We start from the raw sequence: 18,713 nt of genomic DNA on the forward strand, positions 1-18,713 counted from the left end.
CTCCTGTCATTTTCATTTTGTTCAACTAGTTATTAGTAGGGTAAAACTCCGGGGACATCATACTTAATTACCTTCCCCTTCGGCCCCAGGAGAAATTCCGGACACTTCCCATCATTACGTTTTACTTCATAGTAGTTAATGAACATCCGCACCGAAACTATCTCAGCGCGCACCCACCCTGTCAAGTCAGGAAAATCCCGATAAAACGCGGCGATCAACGGTAATAGAAACGAAAAAAGGGGAGCCGAAGCTTCGGCTCCCCATGGCGGGAATCTGGAATGGATTGGTGCTGAGTACTGCGCGGGGAAGGGGGGCCTGCCGGCCTATTCCCCCGCGGCGGCCTTGCCGTCCGCCACCATCAGTTCGGCAACGAGGCAGGTGAACCGGAGCGGGTCGGCGATGGGCGATCCCTCGGTGAGCAGGGCCTGGTCGTAGAGGAGGTCGCAGTAGTCGGCCAAGCGCGGGTTGGTCTTGTCCTTGCCGAAGAGGGTGGCCATGACCTGCATGATGGGGTGGTCCGGGTTCAGCTCCAGGATTCGCTTGGACTCGGGCACGGTCTGGTTCATGGCCCGGAGAATCCGCTCCATGTTGGCGTTGAGGCCGTGCTCGTCGGCCACCAGGCAGCAGGCGCTGTCGGTGAGGCGGTTGGAGAGCCGCACTTCTTTCACCCGCTCGGCCAGCTTCTCCTTCACGAAGGAGAGGAGGTCGCCGTACTGCTTGGCCGCCTCTTCCCGCTTGGCTTCCTGCTCTTTTTTCTCTTCCTCGGTGGCGGGGATCACGTCGCCCCGGTCAACGGCCTTGAGCTTTTTGCCGCCGTATTCCGGCAGCCCCTGCACCACCCACTCGTCCACCGGATCGGTCAGGAACAGGACTTCGTACCCCTTCTTGCGGAAGATTTCCAGGTGCGGCGACTGCTCCAGGGCCGCACGGCTGGTGCCGGTGATGAAGTAGATCTCTTCCTGCCCCTCGGGCATCCGCTCCACGTATTCCTTGAGGGAGACGAACGAACCCGCGTCGGTGGCGGTGCTCTCGAACAGGAGAAGGTCCTGGAGCTTGTCCCGGTTGGCGTAGTCGAAGTGGACCCCTTCCTTGAGGACCGGGCCGAACTCCTTGTAGAAGTCCAGGTAGCTGTCGGCCTCTTTTTCCCTCATCTCGGAGAGGGTGGAGAGGATCTTCCCGACGAGGCTCTTCTGGATGCGCTTGATCTGCACGTCCTCCTGCAGGATCTCACGGGAGACGTTGAGGGGCAGGTCGCTGGAGTCCACCACCCCCTTGACAAAGCGGAGGTAGTCGGGGAGGAGCTGTTCGCAGGAGTCGGTGATGAAGACCCGGCGCACGTAGAGCTGGACCCCTTTCTTGCGCTCGGGCATGAAGAGGTCGAAGGGCTTGTGGGCCGGCAGGTAGAGGAGGGCCTTGAACTCGCTGGTCCCCTCGGCCGAGTAGTGGATGGTCTTCAGCGGCTTTTCGAAGTCGTGGGAGACGTGCTTGTAGAACTCTTCGTACTCCTCCTCGGTCACCTCGCTCTTGGAGCGGGTCCAGATGGCCTTCATGGAGTTGAGGGTTTCCTCTTCGGTCTTCTCGATGGTGCCGGCCCCTTCGATCTCCTCGCCGTTCACCCCTTTGGGCACTTCGGTGCGGGTCACGTCCATGACGATGGGGTACTGGACGTAGTCGGAGTACTTGCGGACGATGGAGCGGATCTTCCACTCGTCCAGGTATTCCTTCATCTCTTCCTTCAGGTGGAGGGTGATTTCGGTGCCGCGGGTCTCCTTCGTGCACTCCTCCACGGTGTAGGTGCCGTCGCCGGTGGACTCCCAGCGGACCCCGGCAGCCTTGTCCTGGCCGGCCCGGCGGGTGAGGAGGGTGACCCGGTCGGCCACCATGAACGAGGCGTAGAAGCCGACCCCGAACTGGCCGATCAGCTCCGGGTGCTCGGCCACGTTCTGCTCCTTCAGGTTGGCCAGGAATGCCTTGGTGCCCGAATGGGCGATGGTGCCGATGTTCTTCTCCACTTCCTCCAGGGTCATGCCGACCCCGTTGTCACGGATGGTGATGGTGCCGGCATCCTTGTCGGGGATCAGCTTGATCTTTCCTTCGGGCTCGCCCTCGATGACCGCCGCGTTCTGGTGGGACTCGAAGAGGACCTTGTCGATGGCGTCGGAGGCGTTGGAGATGAGCTCCCGCAGGAAGATGTCCTTGTTGGAGTAGAGGGAGTGGATCACGAGGTCCAGGAGCTGCTGGACTTCGGTTTCGAATTTCTTGACGGTCTTGCTCATGGGGATGGTGATCTCCTTTGGGGTGTGGTGTGCGTGTGGTCATTAACCTAATCATCGCCGCAACGAATTTCAAGGGGGATGATGCGACGGAGTGGTGTTTCCGGATTGCCTGTGGTAACGGCGCATCAGCTGTGTGATGATGGAACATAGTTTGCAAAAGGTCTGGAGTTTGTCCGATTCGAATGGGCATGATCACGTGAGAACATTCGATCACCGAGGAGCGATACCCATGGTAATCAGGCCCTTCGCGCGGCTTTTCGCCCTGCGTCCGGTTGCGTTGCTCGCCTGCGCGGCTGTCATGGTTTCGACCATGTCGGGATGCCGACGCGACGACTCTTTGAAAATCGGCTATCTGGGCACCCTCAGCGGCCGCCATTCCGATCTGGGCGTTGCCGGCCGCGACGGTACCATCTTTGCCGTGGAGGAGATCAACCGGGCGGGCGGCATTAACGGAAAGCGCCTGGAACTGGTGATCCGCGACGACGAGGGCAAGGCCGGGAGCGCCCAGACTGCCGTGCGCGAGCTGATCGCGGCCGGCGTCGCCGCCATCGTCGGACCCATGACCAGCTCCATGGCCATGGCAACGGTGCCCGTCATTAACGGTTCGCCGGTGGTCATGATCAGCCCCACCGTCAGCACGGGCGATCTCAGCGGCAAAGACGACAACTTCCTCCGCATTTATCCCACCAACGCCCAGAAGACCCGGCAGCTGGCCGAATATGCCCGCACGAGCCTGGGGCTGTCCCGGCTGGCCGTGGTGTACGACCTTTCCAATCGCTCCTACACCGACGACTGGCGGCAGGCGTTCACCCGGCAGTTCGAGTCGCTGGGCGGCACCGTCGCGCCGGCGGTCTCCTTCGATGCGTCCGGCCAGACCGATTACCTGTCCGTGGCCAGAACGCTCCTGGCAAAGAAGCCGCAGGGGGTTCTCATCCTGGCCGGTGCCGTTGATGCCGCCATGCTCTGCCAGCAGATCCGCAAGCTCGACACTTCCACGGCCCTCTTCGCCACCGAATGGTCCAGCACGCCCGAGCTCCTCATGCACGGCGGGACCGCGGTGGAGGGGATCGTTTACTGCCAGAATTTCATCCGCGATGACGACTCCACCCCCTATGTGACCTTCTGCCGGGCCTTCGAGACACGTTTCGGCCAGCCTCCCGACTTCGGGGCCGTCTATGCGTACCAGGCGGTCAAGGTGACCGGCGCGGGGCTGGCAAAAAATCCCGCGCCCCGGGGGCTGAAGGGGGCGATCCTCGGCACCGGAACCTTTCCCGGTCTTCAGGGCGAGTTTACCATTGATCGTTTCGGCGATACCGACCGGAAGCCGTTCCTGATGACCGTGCGCCAGGGAGCGTTTCGGCGGGTGGAGGTGCCGTGAACCGGCGGATAAGCTTCAAGACGGCTCTGCTGGCGGCCCTGCTCATAGTAGGGGTGGTGCCGGTGCTCACTGTGGGACTGATCGCGCGATCAGCCCAGCGCAGCGATCTTCTGCATCACGTGGGGGCCAGCAACCTCACCCTGGCGCGGTCGGTCGCGCGGGAGGTGGAGAGCAGCCTGCGGGAGCCGTCCAACTTTATCGAGCACATCGGCAAGGTCCTGGAGGATGATAAGGACCTGGCCAGCCAGTCTGTCGAACTTCAGGAGGAAATCCGTTCCACCGGTCTCTTCGAATCGCTTTTCCTGCTCGACCGCACCGGCAGGGTCGTGAACGTTGCACTTGCGCGCAATGCAAAGGGTTCGTCCGGCGATTACCTCGGCATGGATTTCTCCAGGCTGCCGATTTTCCTGGAAACGCGCACCAAGGGGGAGTTGAGCCGGTCCAAGGTATTCCTGTCGTCTATTTCCGGAGATCCGGCGGTCATGTTCGCCGCGCCGGCCGGGGATGGGGTCGTGGTCGGCACCCTCGGGCTCAGGGTGTTGAGCGACATTTCCGCCCATGCGAAGCCCGACGACCAGGGAACGGTCATCATCGTCAGCAGTCGCGGCAAGGTCATCGGTCATCCGGACTACTCCCTGGTCCGCCGGCAGACCGACCTGGGCGGGCTCGACATCGTCCGCGAGGGGCTGGCGGGCAAGGCCGGCACCCATACCTACGTGATGAACGGCAAGAGCCACCTCGGCAGCGTGGTGCAGATTCAGGAGACGGGGTGGCTCGTCATCGTCGAGGTCCCCCTGGCCACGGCCCTGGCCCCGGTGAACGAGATCGAGATGATTTTCCGGATTGCCATCCTGGCGACCATCGTGCTGGCTTCGCTGCTGGCCCTGGCGGGGAGGTCGGTGATCTTCCGTCCGGTCACGGCGCTTATGGCCAGCGCCCGGCAGATCGCCCGCGGCAGCTATGACGTTGTGCCTCTGCCCCGCAGCTTCCGCGAAATAGACGAGCTGGGGGACGGGTTCCGCTCCATGGCCGATGCGGTCAAGACGCGGGAAAGCGAGCTGAAGGAGCGCAACGAAGAGCTGGCCATGACCGAAGAGGAGTTGCGCCAGCAGCTCGACGAGTACCAGGTGAGCCAGGACCGGCTGGTGGAAAGCGAGGAGCGCTACCGCCAGCTGGTGGAATCCGCTCCCGATGCCGTCCTCGTCCACTGCGAGGGCCGTTACGTATTCGCCAACCCCGCGGCCCTGCGCCTGTACGGTGCCGATACCGCCGATCAGCTCCTGGGGCGGGAGATTACGGATTTCGTCCATCCCTCCAGCCGTCAGCTGGTTGCCGAGCGGATCAGGCTGCTCTACCATGAGCGGAGTCCGGCGCCGCTGTGCGAGCAGCAGATCGTTCGTCTGGACGGAACCGTGGTTGATGTGGAAGTGGTGGGCATCCCCTACACCCATCAGGGCCGGCCGGCCGTGCAGGCGGTAATGCGGGAGATTACCGAGCGCAAGCAGGCGGAACTGCGGATTCGCCAGCTCAACGCGGAGCTTGAGGAACGGGTGCGCGAGCGGACGGCCCTGCTGGAGGCCGCCAATCGCGAGCTGGAATCGTTCAGCTACTCGGTATCCCACGATCTTCGGGCGCCCCTGCGCCACATAAACGGATTCGGCCTGGCGCTGATGGAGGAGTGCGGCGACGTCCTCCCGGAAACGGGCAAGGGCTATCTGGAGCGGATCAGGAGCGCGGCCCGGCGCATGGGTCAGCTCATCGACGACCTGCTGGAGCTGTCGCGCGTTTCCCGCGAGGTCATGCGGCGGGAGCGGGTCAACCTGAGCCGGATGGCGCGGGAACTGGCGCGCGAGCACCAGGAGACCCGGCCGGAGCGGCGGGTTTCCTTCGAGATCGACGACGGTATCACGGCGGAAGGAGACCCGACGCTTCTGCGCGTGGCCCTTGCCAACCTTGTGGACAATGCCTGGAAGTACACGGCAAAAAACGAAGAAGCCCACATCCGGATCGGTGCGGCCGACGTTGGCGGCACCCGGGCCGTTTTCGTCAGCGACGACGGCGCCGGTTTCGACATGCGCTACGTGGACAAGCTGTTCCGGCCGTTCCAGCGGCTCCATCGGGCCGAGGAGTTCGAGGGGACCGGCATCGGGCTGGCCACGGTCATGCGGATCGTCCAGCGCCACGGAGGCCGCGTCTGGGCCGAGGGCGAGGTGGGCAAGGGGGCAACCGTCTATTTTACCCTGGACCAGCCCGAAGGGGGGTAGCATGGAACAGTCCCTGACGAGTGAGCACGAAGAGCTGCTGCGTCTCATTGTCGACGCGGACCGCGACGGTGCCAATGCGCTGATCGCCCGGTGGGCGGACGAACACGGCTATACCAATGCCCTCAACGACGTGCTTGAGCCCGTGCTGCGCGAGATCGGCGAGCGGTGGGGACGGGAAGAGATCAGCCTTGCCCAGGGGTTCGTGGCGGGCAAGATCGCCGAGGATACGCTGACCAGGGCGCTGGCCTCCGCCGACGGCACCGGACGCCCGCCGGCCCGGGGACCCGTGGTTGTCGGCAACATCGAGGATGATTTCCATTCACTGGGACGGAAGATGGTCGTTACCTTCCTGCGGGCCGCCGGCTGGCAGGTGATCGACCTGGGCAACGACGTTCCCCCCCGCGAGTTCATTGCCCGGGCCGTGGAGAGCGATGCCCGGATTATCGGAGTCTCCGCCATGATGCTCGTCACGGCGCGCACGATCCGCCGGATCCGCGACGAACTGGACCGCCTGGGGCTCTCCGGCCGCGTGCAGCTTGCCGTGGGCGGCGCCGTGTTCAAGCTCCGGCCGGAGCTGGTGGCTGAAGTGGGCGGAGACGGCACCGCCGACAGCGCCCTGGCCGCGCCGACGCTGTTCGATGAATTGTGGCGCCGCGCCCATGACCGGAGTGATGCGGCATGACGTCGTTCGATCGGGTCATGGCCGCCATGGGGGGGGGTGAGACCGACCGCCCACCGTTCACCCTCACCCTGAGTCTGTACGGCGCCAGGCTGATCGGCGCGCCGACGGAGCAGTACTACACGTCTCCCCGCCTCTATGCGGAGGGGCAGCGTCGCGTGGCGGAGTTCTTCTCCCCGGATATCCTCTATGCTCCCTTTGCCCTTGCCCGCGAGGCCGAGGCCTTCGGCAGCACCATCGTCCATCACCGGCACGGCCCCCCCAACGTGGTCAAGCCGGTGGTGAAGAATGCCGCCGATTTCATGCGCCTTGCCGATCCCGACCCCGACGGGCACCCGGCCCTCCTCTACCTGCGGGAGAGCGTCAGGATCCTGGCTGACGGGTACAAGGGACGGGTTCCCCTGGCCGGCATCCTCACCGCGCCCGTGGATCTCCCCGCCATCGTCATGGGCATCGACGCCTGGCTGGAAACGCTGCTCTTCGAGCCGGAACTGGCATCAGCGGTGCTGGAGAAGACGGGCCGCCATTTCGTGGCCATGGCGACCCGCCTGCTGGAGGATGGTGCTGATTTTGTGGCCATGCCGGTCATGTTCTTCAATACGGCGCTGGTTACCTCGCGGATTGCGGTCGAGCGGATCGTGCCGGCCCTGGCGGCGGCCTTTGCGCAGGTGCCGGGTCCCCTGGTGTTCCATCACGGCGGCAACCGGCTCGCACCCTTTCTCGGGGAACTGGCCGGACTCCCCGGCGTGGCCGGTTTTGTCATCGATCCGCGGGACAGCTTCCAGGAAGCCCGTGCCAGGGTCGGCGACGGACGGGTCCTGCTCGGCAAGCTCAACGGGCCGCTGCTCGGCCTGCTGACTCCCGACGACGCCTGCCGCATCACGGCAGAAATCCTGGCCGACCGCCGGGACGATCGCCACTTCATCTTCGCCTCCTCGGCCGCGGACGTGCCTTGGAATACCCCGCCGGAAACCGTCGCCGCGGTTGCGGATACCATCCGGCAGTGGCAGCGCCATGGGCAATGACGCGCTGAGGCCAGGGCATGCGACAGTGGTGAGCTGCGGCATCTTCCGGCCGGAGATCGAGCATCTCGCGCGGCAGGGGCGCTTTCCCTGGCCCGTGCGATTCCTGGAGTCGATGCTCCACATGACGCCCGGTCTGCTGGAGGCGGAGATGAACAAGCTGATCGGCTCCCTGGCCGACGGGCCGCTAGTGCTCCTCTTCGGCGACTGTCACGCACGCATGTTGGAGCATGGCTCCCTGCCCGGTGTCCGGCGCGTCAGGGGAGTCAACTGCTGCGAGATTCTGCTCGGGCCGGAGCGTTACCACCGGATGCTGCGCGATGGGGTCTTTTTTTTGCTCCCGGAATGGATCTCACGCTGGGAAGACGTCTTTATCCGGCGGCTCGGCTTTGCGAACTCACGGCTGGCCGCCCAGTTCATGGGCGAGATGCACACACGCATTACGTACCTGGATACGGGGGTGACGGCGGTCCCCCTGGAGGAGTTGGAGAGAATCGGGCATTTCTTGGGGCTTCCCGTGACGGTGGAGGCGGTGGAGACCGCCGCGCTGGTCCGGGCAGTGGAAGAGATCATGGGTGATGGCGGAACTGATGGTTGAACGGGATCAGAACGCGTTCCACTTCCTTTTTATGGAGTTGCTGGAGAACGTGCTCAAGCTGGCGGAGAATCCCGGCCGGTGCGGCGCCTATCTGACTGCCCAGGTCCGCGAGCTGGTCGGGGTGAGGACTGTGGCGCTCCTGCAGTGCGTGCCCGACGCGCCGGAAAGGGGGCACGACCTGGTGAGCATCTGCCCCGAGCGGCGCCGGGGAGAGATCCCGCCGGAGTCCCTCGAACAGCTGGCTCTACTGAGCCTCGAACTGGAGGGGCCCGAACTCTGGTCTCCCCAGGGGCGGATGGATCGGGGGAGCGAGGTGTTGACCGCCCTCGGCTACGGCGATTCGCTCATCCTTCCCCTCAATGTGGGGAGCCGGCGGGTGGGGGTGCTCCTGCTGCTCGGCGTCATGGACCGGGTCGGCATCCAGACGATAGCCGCATCGCTGGAACGGCTCGCCACGGTCCTCGCCCTCATCTTCCGCAATGCCGTTCTCTATCGCGATCTTGAGAGAGCAGTGGTGACGCGGACCCACGATCTGCTCTGGCGCGCGGAGGTTGATCGGGCACTGGCGGAACTCTATCCTTGCCTGATCTCCCCCGATGTCGATATTGAGGAGGTCTCCAACCGTATCCTGGAAGGGGCCATGGGGCTCACGGGGAGCGCGCACGGATTCGTCGCCACCATTGATCCGCTGACGCGGACCTCGGTGATTCATACGTTCACCTCCATGCTGGACAGCCTCTGGCAGGGTGAGGAGGCGGGGCGGCGAATCCTGTTTCCGCCCAACCGGGATGGTTCCTATCCGGCCCTCTGGGGACATTCGCTCAATACAAAGAGCCCCTTCTTCACCAATGATCCTGTCGGCCACCCTTGCGCCGTGGGCGTGCCGGCTGGTCATATCCCGCTCAGGCATTTCCTGTCGGTGCCGGTCATGCTCGGCGACGAGGTGGTGGCCCAGATTTCCCTGGCCAATCCCGGCCGGGACTACACCGAGCGCGACCTGGAATCCATCGGCCGCGTGGCCAAGTTCTTCGCCCTTGCCATCCAGCGGATGCGCTCCGAGGAGGCGATCCTGACCCTCAATGCCGAACTTGAACGGAGGGTTGAGGAGCGCACAACCCAATTGACGGTCTCCAATCACGAGCTGGAATCGTTCTGCTACTCGGTCTCCCACGACCTGCGGGCGCCCCTGCGCCACATCAACAGCTACGGAACCATTCTTCTGGAAGATTACGGCCATCTGCTGGACGATCAGGGGCGCGAGCACCTGGCGCGGCTCCAGGCCGCCACGCGCCGGATGGGCTCCATCATCGATGATCTGCTGACCCTGTCCCGGGTCTCCCGGACCGAACTGGCCGAAGAGCCCACGGACCTGAGCCGCCTGGCCCGCGACATCATCGATTCCCTGCGGGAAACCGAGCCCGGGCGCCGGGTCGATGTCACGATCGAGGAGGGGCTGGCGGCCAACGGCGACCACACGCTGCTGCCGCTGCTGCTCCAGAATCTCCTGCAGAACGCCTGGAAGTATACCTCCCGAACCGAGCACGCCGTTATCCGCTTCGGTCGGTGGCACCAGGAGGGAGAGCCGGTTTTCTGTGTGTCGGACAACGGCGCCGGCTTTGACATGGCCCATGCCGACAAGCTCTTCAAGCCGTTCCAGCGCCTTCATGCCGCCTCCGAATATGAGGGGACCGGCGTGGGCCTTGCCACAGCCCACCGGATCGTGCTTCGGCATGGCGGTCGCATCTGGGCCGAGAGCGAGCCGGGGAAGGGGGCAACGTTCTGTTTCACCATTCCCGGCATCGTTCCGTCCTGCGCCCTTTCTTGACACTCCGCCGTATACCGTGCTAGTTTAACCCATTCTAAAAAGGGTCTTTTTTTCGTTCCACCTCCCTTGCCGACCCGTTCCGGAGCCTCCCGTGTATTTCCCCGACTTGGATACCTTCCGCGCCCTGGGCGCCCGGGGTAACCTGATTCCTGTCTGCCGCGAGATCATGGCGGATATGGACACCCCGGTCAGCGCCTTCCGCAAGCTCGACGACGGCCGCTATGCCTTCCTCCTGGAGAGTATCGAGGGGGGCGAAAAGTGGGCCCGCTATACCTTTCTCGGCGCCAGTCCTTCCACGGTCATCCGCAGCCGGGGCAACACCGTCGAGATCATAACCAACGGCGAGACCCGTTCCGTGACGACGGACGACCCCCTCGGCTTTGTCCGCGATTTCCTGGCCCGGTTCCGGCCCGTGGAGATCCCCGGGCTTCCCCGCTTCTTCGGCGGCGCCGTGGGGTACCTCGGCTACGACATGGTCCGCCACTTCGAGCGGCTTCCCACGGACAAACCCGCCGTGATCGGCGCCTGGGACTCCTGCTTCCTCATCACCGACACCATCGTGATCTTCGACAACATGCGCCAGAAGATCACGGTGGTCTCCAATGCCCACCAGGACGAGGGTGTTTCCGCCGAAGCGGCCTATGCCGACGCCGTTGCCCGGATCGACGGGATCATCGCCCGGCTCAGGGCGCCGCTGCCGCCCCAGCCCGCCGCGGCCGCGGCCCGGAATGTCTCCTTTTCTTCCAATATCACCCGGGAGGCGTTCGAGGATGCCGTGGAACGGGCCAAGGAGTACGTCCGGGCCGGCGACATCATCCAGGTGGTCCTGTCCCAGCGTTTTTCCGGCGAGCTCACCGTGGACCCCCTCGACATCTACCGGGTATTGCGGACCCTGAACCCGTCGCCCTACATGTTTTTCCTCCGCCTGGACGATACCCTGGTGGTGGGCGCCTCGCCCGAAGTCATGGTGCGCCGGGAGGGGAGCCGGGTGGAGCTTCGCCCCATCGCCGGCACCCGCCCCCGGGGCGCCACGCCGGAACAGGACGAGCAGCTGGCCGAGGAACTCCTGGCCGACCCCAAGGAGCGGGCCGAGCACGTCATGCTCGTGGACCTGGGGCGCAACGATCTTGGACGGGTCTGCCGCACCGGCACCGTGAAGGTGTCGGAGCTCATGGTGATCGAGCGCTACTCCCACGTGATGCACATCGTTTCCAACGTCCAGGGCGAACTGGCCGAGGGGAGGGACGCCTTCGACGTGGTGCGGGCCACCTTCCCGGCCGGCACCCTCTCCGGCGCCCCCAAGGTGCGGGCCATGGAGATCATCGACGAGCTGGAGCCGGTGCGCCGGGAAGTCTACGGCGGCGCAGTGGGGTACTTCTCCTTCTCCGGCACCATGGATCTGGCCATCGCCATCCGCACCCTCGTCATCCGCGACGGCATGGTGCATCTCCAGGCCGGGGCCGGCATCGTGGCCGACTCTGACCCGGCCTCCGAGTACCAGGAGACGGTCAACAAGGCCATGGCCGTGGTGAAGGCCATCGAGACGGCGGAAAAGGGGTTGGACTGACATGCTCCTGATGATCGACAACTACGACTCCTTCACCTTCAATATCGTCCAGTATTTCGGCGAGTTGGGCGAGGATGTGCGGGTCTTCCGCAACGACGGCATTACCCTGGATGAGATCGAGGCCCTGGCGCCCCGGCGCCTGGTCATATCCCCCGGACCCTGCTCGCCCGAGGAGGCGGGGATCTCCGTGGCCGCCATCCGGCATTTTGCCGGGAAGATTCCAATCCTCGGCGTCTGCCTTGGACACCAGTCCCTCGGCGTCGCGTTCGGGGGCACGGTGGTCCGCAGCTCCACGCTGATGCACGGCAAGACCTCCCCCATCCATCACAACGGGCAGGGGCTCTTCCGGGGGCTCCCCAACCCCTTCAACGCTACCCGGTACCATTCCCTGGTGGTGGAGCGGGCCAGCCTTCCGGACTGCCTTGAGATCACCGCCTGGGTGGAGGAGGGGGAGATCATGGGGCTCGCCCACCGGGACCTGCCGGTCTGGGGGGTCCAGTTCCACCCCGAGTCGATCCTCACCGAGGGGGGGATGGATCTTCTGCGTAATTTCCTGGAGATGACGAAGTGAAACGCGGCTTTTCCGCAATCTCCGCGTTGTCCTTCGGAAAGACATGCTCGACGTACTGATCAGTACGCCTGCGCTGTCTTTTCTCGGACGCCTTGACCTTGCAAAAAATCCACGTTTCACGAGGAAGGTACAATGATCAAAAAAGCAATCGCCAAGGTGGTCGAGCGCATCGACCTCACGGAAGCGGAGATGATCGAGGTCATGGACCAGATCATGTCCGGCGGGGCAACTCCGGCCCAGATCGCGGCCTTTATCACCGCCCTGCGGATGAAGGGTGAGACGGTGGAAGAGATCACCGGCGCGGCGCGGGTGATGCGGGATCGGGCCACCCCCATCCGGGTCGGCAAGGGAGTCCTCGATATCGACCGGGACGACATCAACATCGACCAGGAAACGATCCTGGACGTGGTGGGCACCGGCGGGGACGGCACCAACACCTTCAACATCTCCACCACCGTCGCCTTCGTGGTGGCGTCCTGCGGGGTCAAGGTGGCCAAACACGGCAACCGGGCCGTGTCGTCGGCCTGCGGAAGCGCCGACGTGCTGGAGTCCCTGGGCGTCAACCTGGACGTGACCCCGGAGACCGTGGAACAGGCCATTGCGAAGATCGGCATCGGCTTCCTCTTCGCCCCGGCCCTGCACGGCGCCATGAAGCACGCCATCGGCCCCCGCAAGGAGATCGGCATCCGGACCATCTTCAATATCCTCGGACCCCTCACCAACCCCGCCGGCGCCGACTGCCAGGTGCTGGGCGTCTACCGGGAGGAGCTGGTGGAGCAACTGGCCCGCGTCCTCCACAAGCTGGGCTGCCGCCGGGGCTTCGTGGTTCACGGCATGGACGGCATGGACGAGATCACCCTCACCCGCGAGACCTGCCTCGCCGAAGTGACCCGTGACGGGGTGACGGTGCGGACCATCACGCCGGAAGAATTCGGGTTTGCCTCCTGCCCCGCCGGGGAGCTTCGCGGCGGCGACGCGGCCGGCAATGCCCGCATCGTCCGCAGTATCCTCGAGGGGGAGAAGGGCCCCAGGCGGGATGTGGTGCTCCTGAACGCCGCCTATGCCCTTGTGGCCGCGGGCAAGGCCGCCGATCCGGCCGAGGGAATCCGCCTCGCCGCCGAGGCCATCGACTCGGGCCGTGCCCTGGCGAAGCTGGAACAACTCAAATCCCTCACCAACGAGTAAACCATGACCGATACCCCTGACATCCTGAAGAAGATCGTCGAGCACAAACGGGGCGAAGTGGCAGCGGCCCGGTCCGCTGCCCCCCTGGCCGAGGTGAAGGCCCGCATCGCGGATCTGGAGGACCAGCCCCGCGGTTTCGAGCGGGCCCTGCGGGACTGCCACGCCTCCGGCTGGACCGCCGTCATCGCCGAGGTGAAGAAAGGGTCCCCCTCCAAGGGAGTCATCCGCCCCGACTTCGATCCCCTGGAGATTGCCGAGACCTATGAGCAGAACGGCGCCGCCTGCCTCTCGGTCCTGACCGACGAGCAGTTCTTCCTGGGCAACCTCCGCAACCTGGCCCTGATCCGGGAACAGGTGCGGCTGCCGCTGCTGCGCAAGGATTTCCTCTTCGACCCCTATCAGGTCTACGAGGCCCGCGCCGCCGGGGCCGACGCCATCCTCCTCATCGCCGCCATGCTGGAACCGGCGCAGATCGAGGATCTGGCCGGCTTTGCCCGGGAGCAGTACCTCGACGTGCTGCTGGAGGTCCACGACGAGCAGGAGCTGGAGACGGCCCTTGCGTCGAGTTGCACCCTGATCGGGATCAACAACCGCAACCTCCGCACCTTTGTCACCGACCTGGGCACCACCGAGCGGCTCATCCCCATGATCCCCGCCGACCGGTTCGTGGTGACCGAGAGCGGCATCAACACCCGTGACGACATCCTCCGCCTCCAGGCTGCCGGCGCCCACGGCTTCCTCATCGGCGAATCCCTCATGCGGGAGGAGGATATCGGGGCAAAACTGCGGGAGTTGCTGGGATAGTTCAGTGGCCCCCACGATCAGACAGACGCCATCGCAAAGGAGATCCGATGCAAACTAAAATAGTGCTGGACGAAAGCCGCATCCCGACCCACTGGTACAACATCATCCCCGACATGCCCGGGCCCCTGGCGCCGGTCATCAACCCCCGCACCCTTCAGCCGGTGACCCCCGACGACCTTCTCCCCATCTTCCCCATGGCCATCATCGAGCAGGAGGTTTCGGGCGAACGGTGGATCCCGATCCCGGAAGAGGTGCGGGAGATCTACCGCCTCTGGCGGCCGTCCCCCCTCTACCGTGCCCACCGGCTGGAGCAGGCCCTCGGCACCCCGGCGAAGATCTACTACAAATACGAAGGGGTGTCCCCGGCCGGCTCACACAAGCCCAACTCCGCCATCCCCCAGGCGTACTACAACAAGCAGGCGGGCATCCGCCGCCTCGCCACCGAGACCGGCGCCGGGCAGTGGGGGAGTTCCCTGGCCCTGGCCTGCTCCATGTTCGGCCTGGAGTGCACGGTCTACATGGTCAAGGTGTCGTGCACCCAGAAGCCGTACCGCAAAAGCATGATGCAGCTCTGGGGGGCCAACGTGATCCCGTCGCCGTCCGAGTTCACCAACGCCGGGCGCTCCATCCTGGCCCACGACCCGGACAGCAACGGCAGCCTCGGCATCGCCATCTCCGAGGCGGTGGAGGACGCCGCCTCCCGCGCCGACACCAATTACGCCCTGGGCAGCGTCCTGAACCACGTCTGCCTCCACCAGACCATCATCGGCCAGGAGGCCAGGGAACAGCTGGCCCTGGCCGGCGACTACCCCGACGTGGTCATCGCCTGCTGCGGCGGCGGCTCCAACTTTGCCGGCACGGCCTTCCCGTTCCTGGCCGACCGGGCCGCCGGCAAGAACGTCCGCTGTCTGGCCGTGGAGCCCGCCTCGTGCCCGACCCTGACCAAGGGGATCTACGCCTTCGACTACGGCGACACTGCCAAGATGGCCCCCATCGCCATGATGTACACCCTGGGGCACGACTTCATGCCGCCCGGTATCCACGCCGGCGGGCTGCGCTACCACGGCGAGTCGCCCCTGGTGTCGCAACTCCACCATGCCGGCCTCATTGAGGCCAAGTCGTACCGCCAGACCGCCTGTTTCGAGGCAGCCCACCTCTTTGCCCGGCACGAGGGGATCGTGCCGGCCCCCGAATCGTCCCACGCGGTGCGGGCCGCCATTGACGAGGCAGTCATCGCCAAGGAGGAGGGGAAGGAAAAGACCATTCTCTTCTGCCTCTCGGGCCACGGCCAACTGGACATGGTGGCCTACGACGCCTACCTCTCCGGCGGCCTGGAAGACGTCGAATACCCCGAGGAGATGATCCGGGAGTCCCTGGCCAAACTGCCCAAGGTGGAACTGTGAACGGATGGTCCGCGTCAAGATCTGCGGCATAACATCCCTTGAGGATGCCCTCGTGGCGGTGGAGGCCGGGGCCGACGCCCTCGGCTTCGTCTTTCACGACGAATCGCCCCGCCACGTGACGCCCGAACAGGCCGCCGGCTTCATCGCCGGGCTCCCGCCGTTTATCCAGACCGTGGGGCTCTTCGTGAACCGTCCCCTGGCATTCGTCAACGACACGGCCGCCCGCTGCCGTCTCGATCTGGTCCAGCTCCACGGCGACGAGCCGCCCGAGTTCTGCGACGCCGTGGAGCGCCGGGTGATCAAGGCCTTCAGGGTGAAGGACATCACCAGTCTCGACCCGATCCGGCACTACCGCGTGGCTGCCCACCTGCTGGACGCCTACTCCCCCAAGGCCTACGGCGGCACCGGCCTCACCTTCAACTGGGACATCGCAGCGGCGGCAAAGGAGTTCGGCCCGCTCATCCTCGCCGGGGGACTCACCCCCGACAACGTGCGGGAAGCGGTGGAAGCGGTGAAGCCCTATGCCGTGGACGTCTCCGGCGGCGTGGAAAGCGCGCCCGGCCGGAAGGACGCGGCCAGGGTGCGGGAGTTCATCCGGCGGGCCAAGGGGTGGTGAGACCGGAGGCAGACCATGGAAGTACCCCTCTCAGTCCCCCCTACCCTGTAGGGGGGAAGCGAGCACCGCGAGCAGGGGGTGAGCAGTGGGAACTTTTATAAAAACAACGAAATGGAAAAGGGGAGGGGAGAATGTCCATCCCCTTTTCTTGTATGGTTATTGGACAGAGGAATTATATGTACAAGACACCCAAAGAGCTTGACCTGTCTCCTGTTGTTGGAGAGTTTACAACGCAGATCAGGGTCGGACAGTTTGATCTTCAGTTCACGTTCGGCGGCGTAAGCTTCACAATTCAATCACCCGTAAACCTCTTCCTTCGTGGCGAACCGATCGCTCGTTGGGAAGGGGGGAAATGGCCGGATCCTGGATTCTACGACCTCATGAACACGGAAATCGTTCGCTGCCAAATCGTCAATGATCGGCTCATAGTCATGGAGTTCGCAAACGGAATTGAGATGCATTTGGAAGACAATTCTGATCAGTACGAATGTATGCAGATTAAATTCGAAGGCGATCCTTCTCAATGGATAATCTGAGTATGTCCAACCACTCGGCGACAGCGGTCTCCGCTGACGCTGCGTCTTTGGCGCCTTGAGCCGTTACACACCCACAGGCCCCCCAATGAACGAAACCACCGGCAACATCTGGGACCACCTCGGCACCGCAATCATCTGCATCACCACCAACGGCCACCTGACAAAGAAGGGGGAGGCCGTTCTGGGGCGCGGCTGCGCCAAGCAGGCACGGGAGCGGTTCCCTGATCTGCCGGCGCGCCTCGGTGCGGTGCTGTCCGAAGGGGGAAACCATGTCCACGCCATCGGCGACGGACTCGTCAGCTTCCCCGTGGAGGAGAGCCCGTGGGCGAATCCGGACCTGCGCCTCATCCGGCGCTCCGCCGAGGAACTACGGGCGCTTGCCGACCGGGAAGGGTGGACCCGCGTCATCGTCCCCCGTCCCGGCTGCGGCGGTGGCGGCCTGGCGTGGCAGGATGTGCGGCTGCTTCTGGCGGATATCCTTGACGATCGGTTTACGGTGATCACTGCCCCTTGATGGGGCTTACCCTGATGTGCGAGAATGGTCAGCCCCGGTTCCTGGATATCAGCCACTGTGACCAAAAACGAATAAATAAGAACAATGGAGGATATACATGAAATTACCCGACAGGCAGGGCCACTTCGGCCAGTTCGGCGGCCGCTACGTGCCGGAAACCCTCATGCCGGCCCTGCTGGAGCTGGAGCAGGCCTACAACCACTACCGGCACGACCGCGAGTTCAAGGAGGAGTTCGACTACTACCTCCGCCAGTACGTGGGGCGGCCCAATCCGCTCTATTTCGCCGAAAAGCTCACGCAAAAGCTCGGGGGCGCGAAGATTTACCTGAAGCGCGAGGACCTGAACCACACCGGCGCCCACAAGGTGAACAACACCATCGGCCAGGGGCTTCTGGCCAAAAGGATGGGAAAGAAGCGGGTCATCGCCGAGACCGGCGCGGGGCAGCACGGGGTGGCCACCGCCACCATCGCGGCCCTGTTCGGCATGGAGTGCGAAGTCTTCATGGGGGAGGAGGATATCCGGCGCCAGGCCCTGAACGTCTTCCGGATGAAGCTCCTGGGGGCCACGGTCACGCCGGTGACCGCCGGGACCGCCACCCTGAAGGACGCCATGAACGAGGCCCTGCGCAACTGGGTGACCTACATCCACAACACCTTCTACGTGATCGGCACCGTGGCGGGGCCCCACCCCTATCCGGCCATGGTGCGCGACTTCCAGGCGGTCATCGGCCGGGAGGCCAAGGCCCAGCACAGGAAGGCCGAGGGGCGGCTGCCGGATGTGCTGGTGGCCTGCGTCGGCGGCGGCAGCAACGCCCTGGGGCTCTTCTACCCGTTCCTCGATGACCGGGAGGTGCGGATGGTGGGGGTGGAGGCGGCCGGCCACGGCATCGCCTCCGGCGCCCACGCGGCGCCCCTGTGCGCGGGGAGTGTGGGGGTCCTCCACGGGAACAAGACCTACCTGCTCCAGGATGAGTTCGGCCAGATCGCCAATGCCCACTCCATATCCGCCGGCCTCGACTATCCCGGCGTCGGCCCGGAGCATGCCTGGCTCAAGGATGCGGGCCGGGCCGAGTACGTGTCGGTCACGGATGAGGAGGCCCTGGCGGCCTTCACGCTTCTTACCCGCGAGGAGGGGATCATGCCGGCCCTGGAGTCGTCCCACGCCATCGCCCATGTGGTGAAGCTGGCTCCGACGCTGCCGAAGGAGCAGACCATCGTGGTCTGCCTCTCGGGTCGGGGGGACAAGGATATTCATACCGTGGCCGATGCCATGGGGGTACGTTTTTAGGTGATCGATATCCGGAGGGGAATGCGCTGAAAACGCAATGCAACATATTGAAAATAGAGGTGAATCTCAGAAAAAAGCTTGACAAGGCATACTGTTTTAACTTATAACTAGCGTCGCCTGTAAAATAGAACAGGCACAGGGAAAGGACCCCACACGGGTCCTTTTGCCGTTTCTGCAACGGTCTTCA

16 protein-coding genes are annotated in these 18,713 nt (G+C 64.5%); 15 read left to right on the forward strand and 1 reads right to left on the reverse strand.

The features are described 5' to 3' along the window. Positions 1 to 323: 323 nt before the first annotated feature. Positions 324 to 2,276, reverse strand: a complete 1,953-nt coding sequence (gene htpG / locus AABA48_RS02925; protein WP_338271024.1) for a molecular chaperone HtpG — start codon at positions 2,274 to 2,276, stop codon at positions 324 to 326. A 229-nt stretch (positions 2,277 to 2,505) separates the two neighbouring features. Between htpG and AABA48_RS02930 the strand changes: the two genes are divergently transcribed. The 15 genes from AABA48_RS02930 (at position 2,506) to trpB (ending at position 18,526) form a co-directional block, all read left to right on the forward strand. Beyond that, complete coding sequence (locus AABA48_RS02930) at positions 2,506 to 3,654, forward strand: ABC transporter substrate-binding protein (RefSeq protein ID WP_338271025.1); 1,149 nt, start codon at positions 2,506 to 2,508, stop codon at positions 3,652 to 3,654. Further along, the gene (locus AABA48_RS02935; protein ID WP_338271026.1) at positions 3,651 to 5,918 is read left to right on the forward strand and encodes a sensor histidine kinase; all 2,268 of its coding nucleotides are present in this window, start codon (positions 3,651 to 3,653) and stop codon (positions 5,916 to 5,918) included. The genes AABA48_RS02930 and AABA48_RS02935 overlap by 4 nt, the downstream gene beginning before the upstream one ends. 1 nt (position 5,919) lies before the next feature. Then, entirely contained in the window at positions 5,920 to 6,600 is a 681-nt protein-coding gene (locus AABA48_RS02940) for a cobalamin B12-binding domain-containing protein (protein WP_286352038.1), read from the forward strand. Beyond that, entirely contained in the window at positions 6,597 to 7,622 is a 1,026-nt protein-coding gene (locus AABA48_RS02945; RefSeq protein WP_324310991.1) for a uroporphyrinogen decarboxylase family protein, read from the forward strand. The genes AABA48_RS02940 and AABA48_RS02945 overlap by 4 nt, the downstream gene beginning before the upstream one ends. Continuing rightward, positions 7,612 to 8,217 (forward strand): DUF1638 domain-containing protein, encoded by a 606-nt coding sequence (locus tag AABA48_RS02950; protein WP_324310993.1) that lies wholly within the window; start codon positions 7,612 to 7,614, stop codon positions 8,215 to 8,217. The genes AABA48_RS02945 and AABA48_RS02950 overlap by 11 nt, the downstream gene beginning before the upstream one ends. Beyond that, positions 8,198 to 10,042 (forward strand): sensor histidine kinase, encoded by a 1,845-nt coding sequence (locus AABA48_RS02955; protein WP_324310995.1) that lies wholly within the window; start codon positions 8,198 to 8,200, stop codon positions 10,040 to 10,042. Before AABA48_RS02950 ends, AABA48_RS02955 begins: the two co-directional genes overlap by 20 nt. 91 nt (positions 10,043 to 10,133) lie before the next feature. After that, the gene (gene trpE / locus AABA48_RS02960; protein ID WP_338271032.1) at positions 10,134 to 11,609 is read left to right on the forward strand and encodes an anthranilate synthase component I; all 1,476 of its coding nucleotides are present in this window, start codon (positions 10,134 to 10,136) and stop codon (positions 11,607 to 11,609) included. A 1-nt stretch (position 11,610) separates the two neighbouring features. After that, positions 11,611 to 12,180: an anthranilate synthase component II gene (locus AABA48_RS02965; protein ID WP_338271034.1), complete on the forward strand. Its 570-nt coding sequence runs from the start codon at positions 11,611 to 11,613 to the stop codon at positions 12,178 to 12,180. Positions 12,181 to 12,312: 132 nt separating this feature from the next. After that, positions 12,313 to 13,365: an anthranilate phosphoribosyltransferase gene (trpD, locus tag AABA48_RS02970; RefSeq protein WP_338271035.1), complete on the forward strand. Its 1,053-nt coding sequence runs from the start codon at positions 12,313 to 12,315 to the stop codon at positions 13,363 to 13,365. 3 nt (positions 13,366 to 13,368) lie between these two features. Continuing rightward, on the forward strand, positions 13,369 to 14,169 hold the full coding sequence (trpC, locus tag AABA48_RS02975; RefSeq protein ID WP_286352045.1) for an indole-3-glycerol phosphate synthase TrpC: 801 nt from the start codon (positions 13,369 to 13,371) through the stop codon (positions 14,167 to 14,169). A 47-nt stretch (positions 14,170 to 14,216) separates the two neighbouring features. Further along, positions 14,217 to 15,572: a TrpB-like pyridoxal phosphate-dependent enzyme gene (locus AABA48_RS02980; protein ID WP_286352046.1), complete on the forward strand. Its 1,356-nt coding sequence runs from the start codon at positions 14,217 to 14,219 to the stop codon at positions 15,570 to 15,572. A gap of 4 nt (positions 15,573 to 15,576) precedes the next feature. After that, complete coding sequence (locus AABA48_RS02985; RefSeq protein ID WP_338271039.1) at positions 15,577 to 16,188, forward strand: phosphoribosylanthranilate isomerase; 612 nt, start codon at positions 15,577 to 15,579, stop codon at positions 16,186 to 16,188. 131 nt (positions 16,189 to 16,319) lie between these two features. Further along, a complete protein-coding gene (locus AABA48_RS02990; protein ID WP_052696761.1) occupies positions 16,320 to 16,724 on the forward strand; it encodes a hypothetical protein in 405 nt (134 codons plus the stop codon). Positions 16,725 to 16,809: 85 nt separating this feature from the next. Continuing rightward, a complete protein-coding gene (locus AABA48_RS02995; protein ID WP_338271041.1) occupies positions 16,810 to 17,238 on the forward strand; it encodes a macro domain-containing protein in 429 nt (142 codons plus the stop codon). 97 nt (positions 17,239 to 17,335) lie between these two features. Continuing rightward, positions 17,336 to 18,526: a tryptophan synthase subunit beta gene (trpB, locus tag AABA48_RS03000; RefSeq protein WP_338271043.1), complete on the forward strand. Its 1,191-nt coding sequence runs from the start codon at positions 17,336 to 17,338 to the stop codon at positions 18,524 to 18,526. The last annotated feature ends 187 nt before the right edge of the window (positions 18,527 to 18,713 follow it).

The organism is Geobacter sp. 60473 (assembly GCF_036323535.1).
Lineage (GTDB): Bacteria > Desulfobacterota > Desulfuromonadia > Geobacterales > Geobacteraceae > Geobacter > Geobacter sulfurreducens.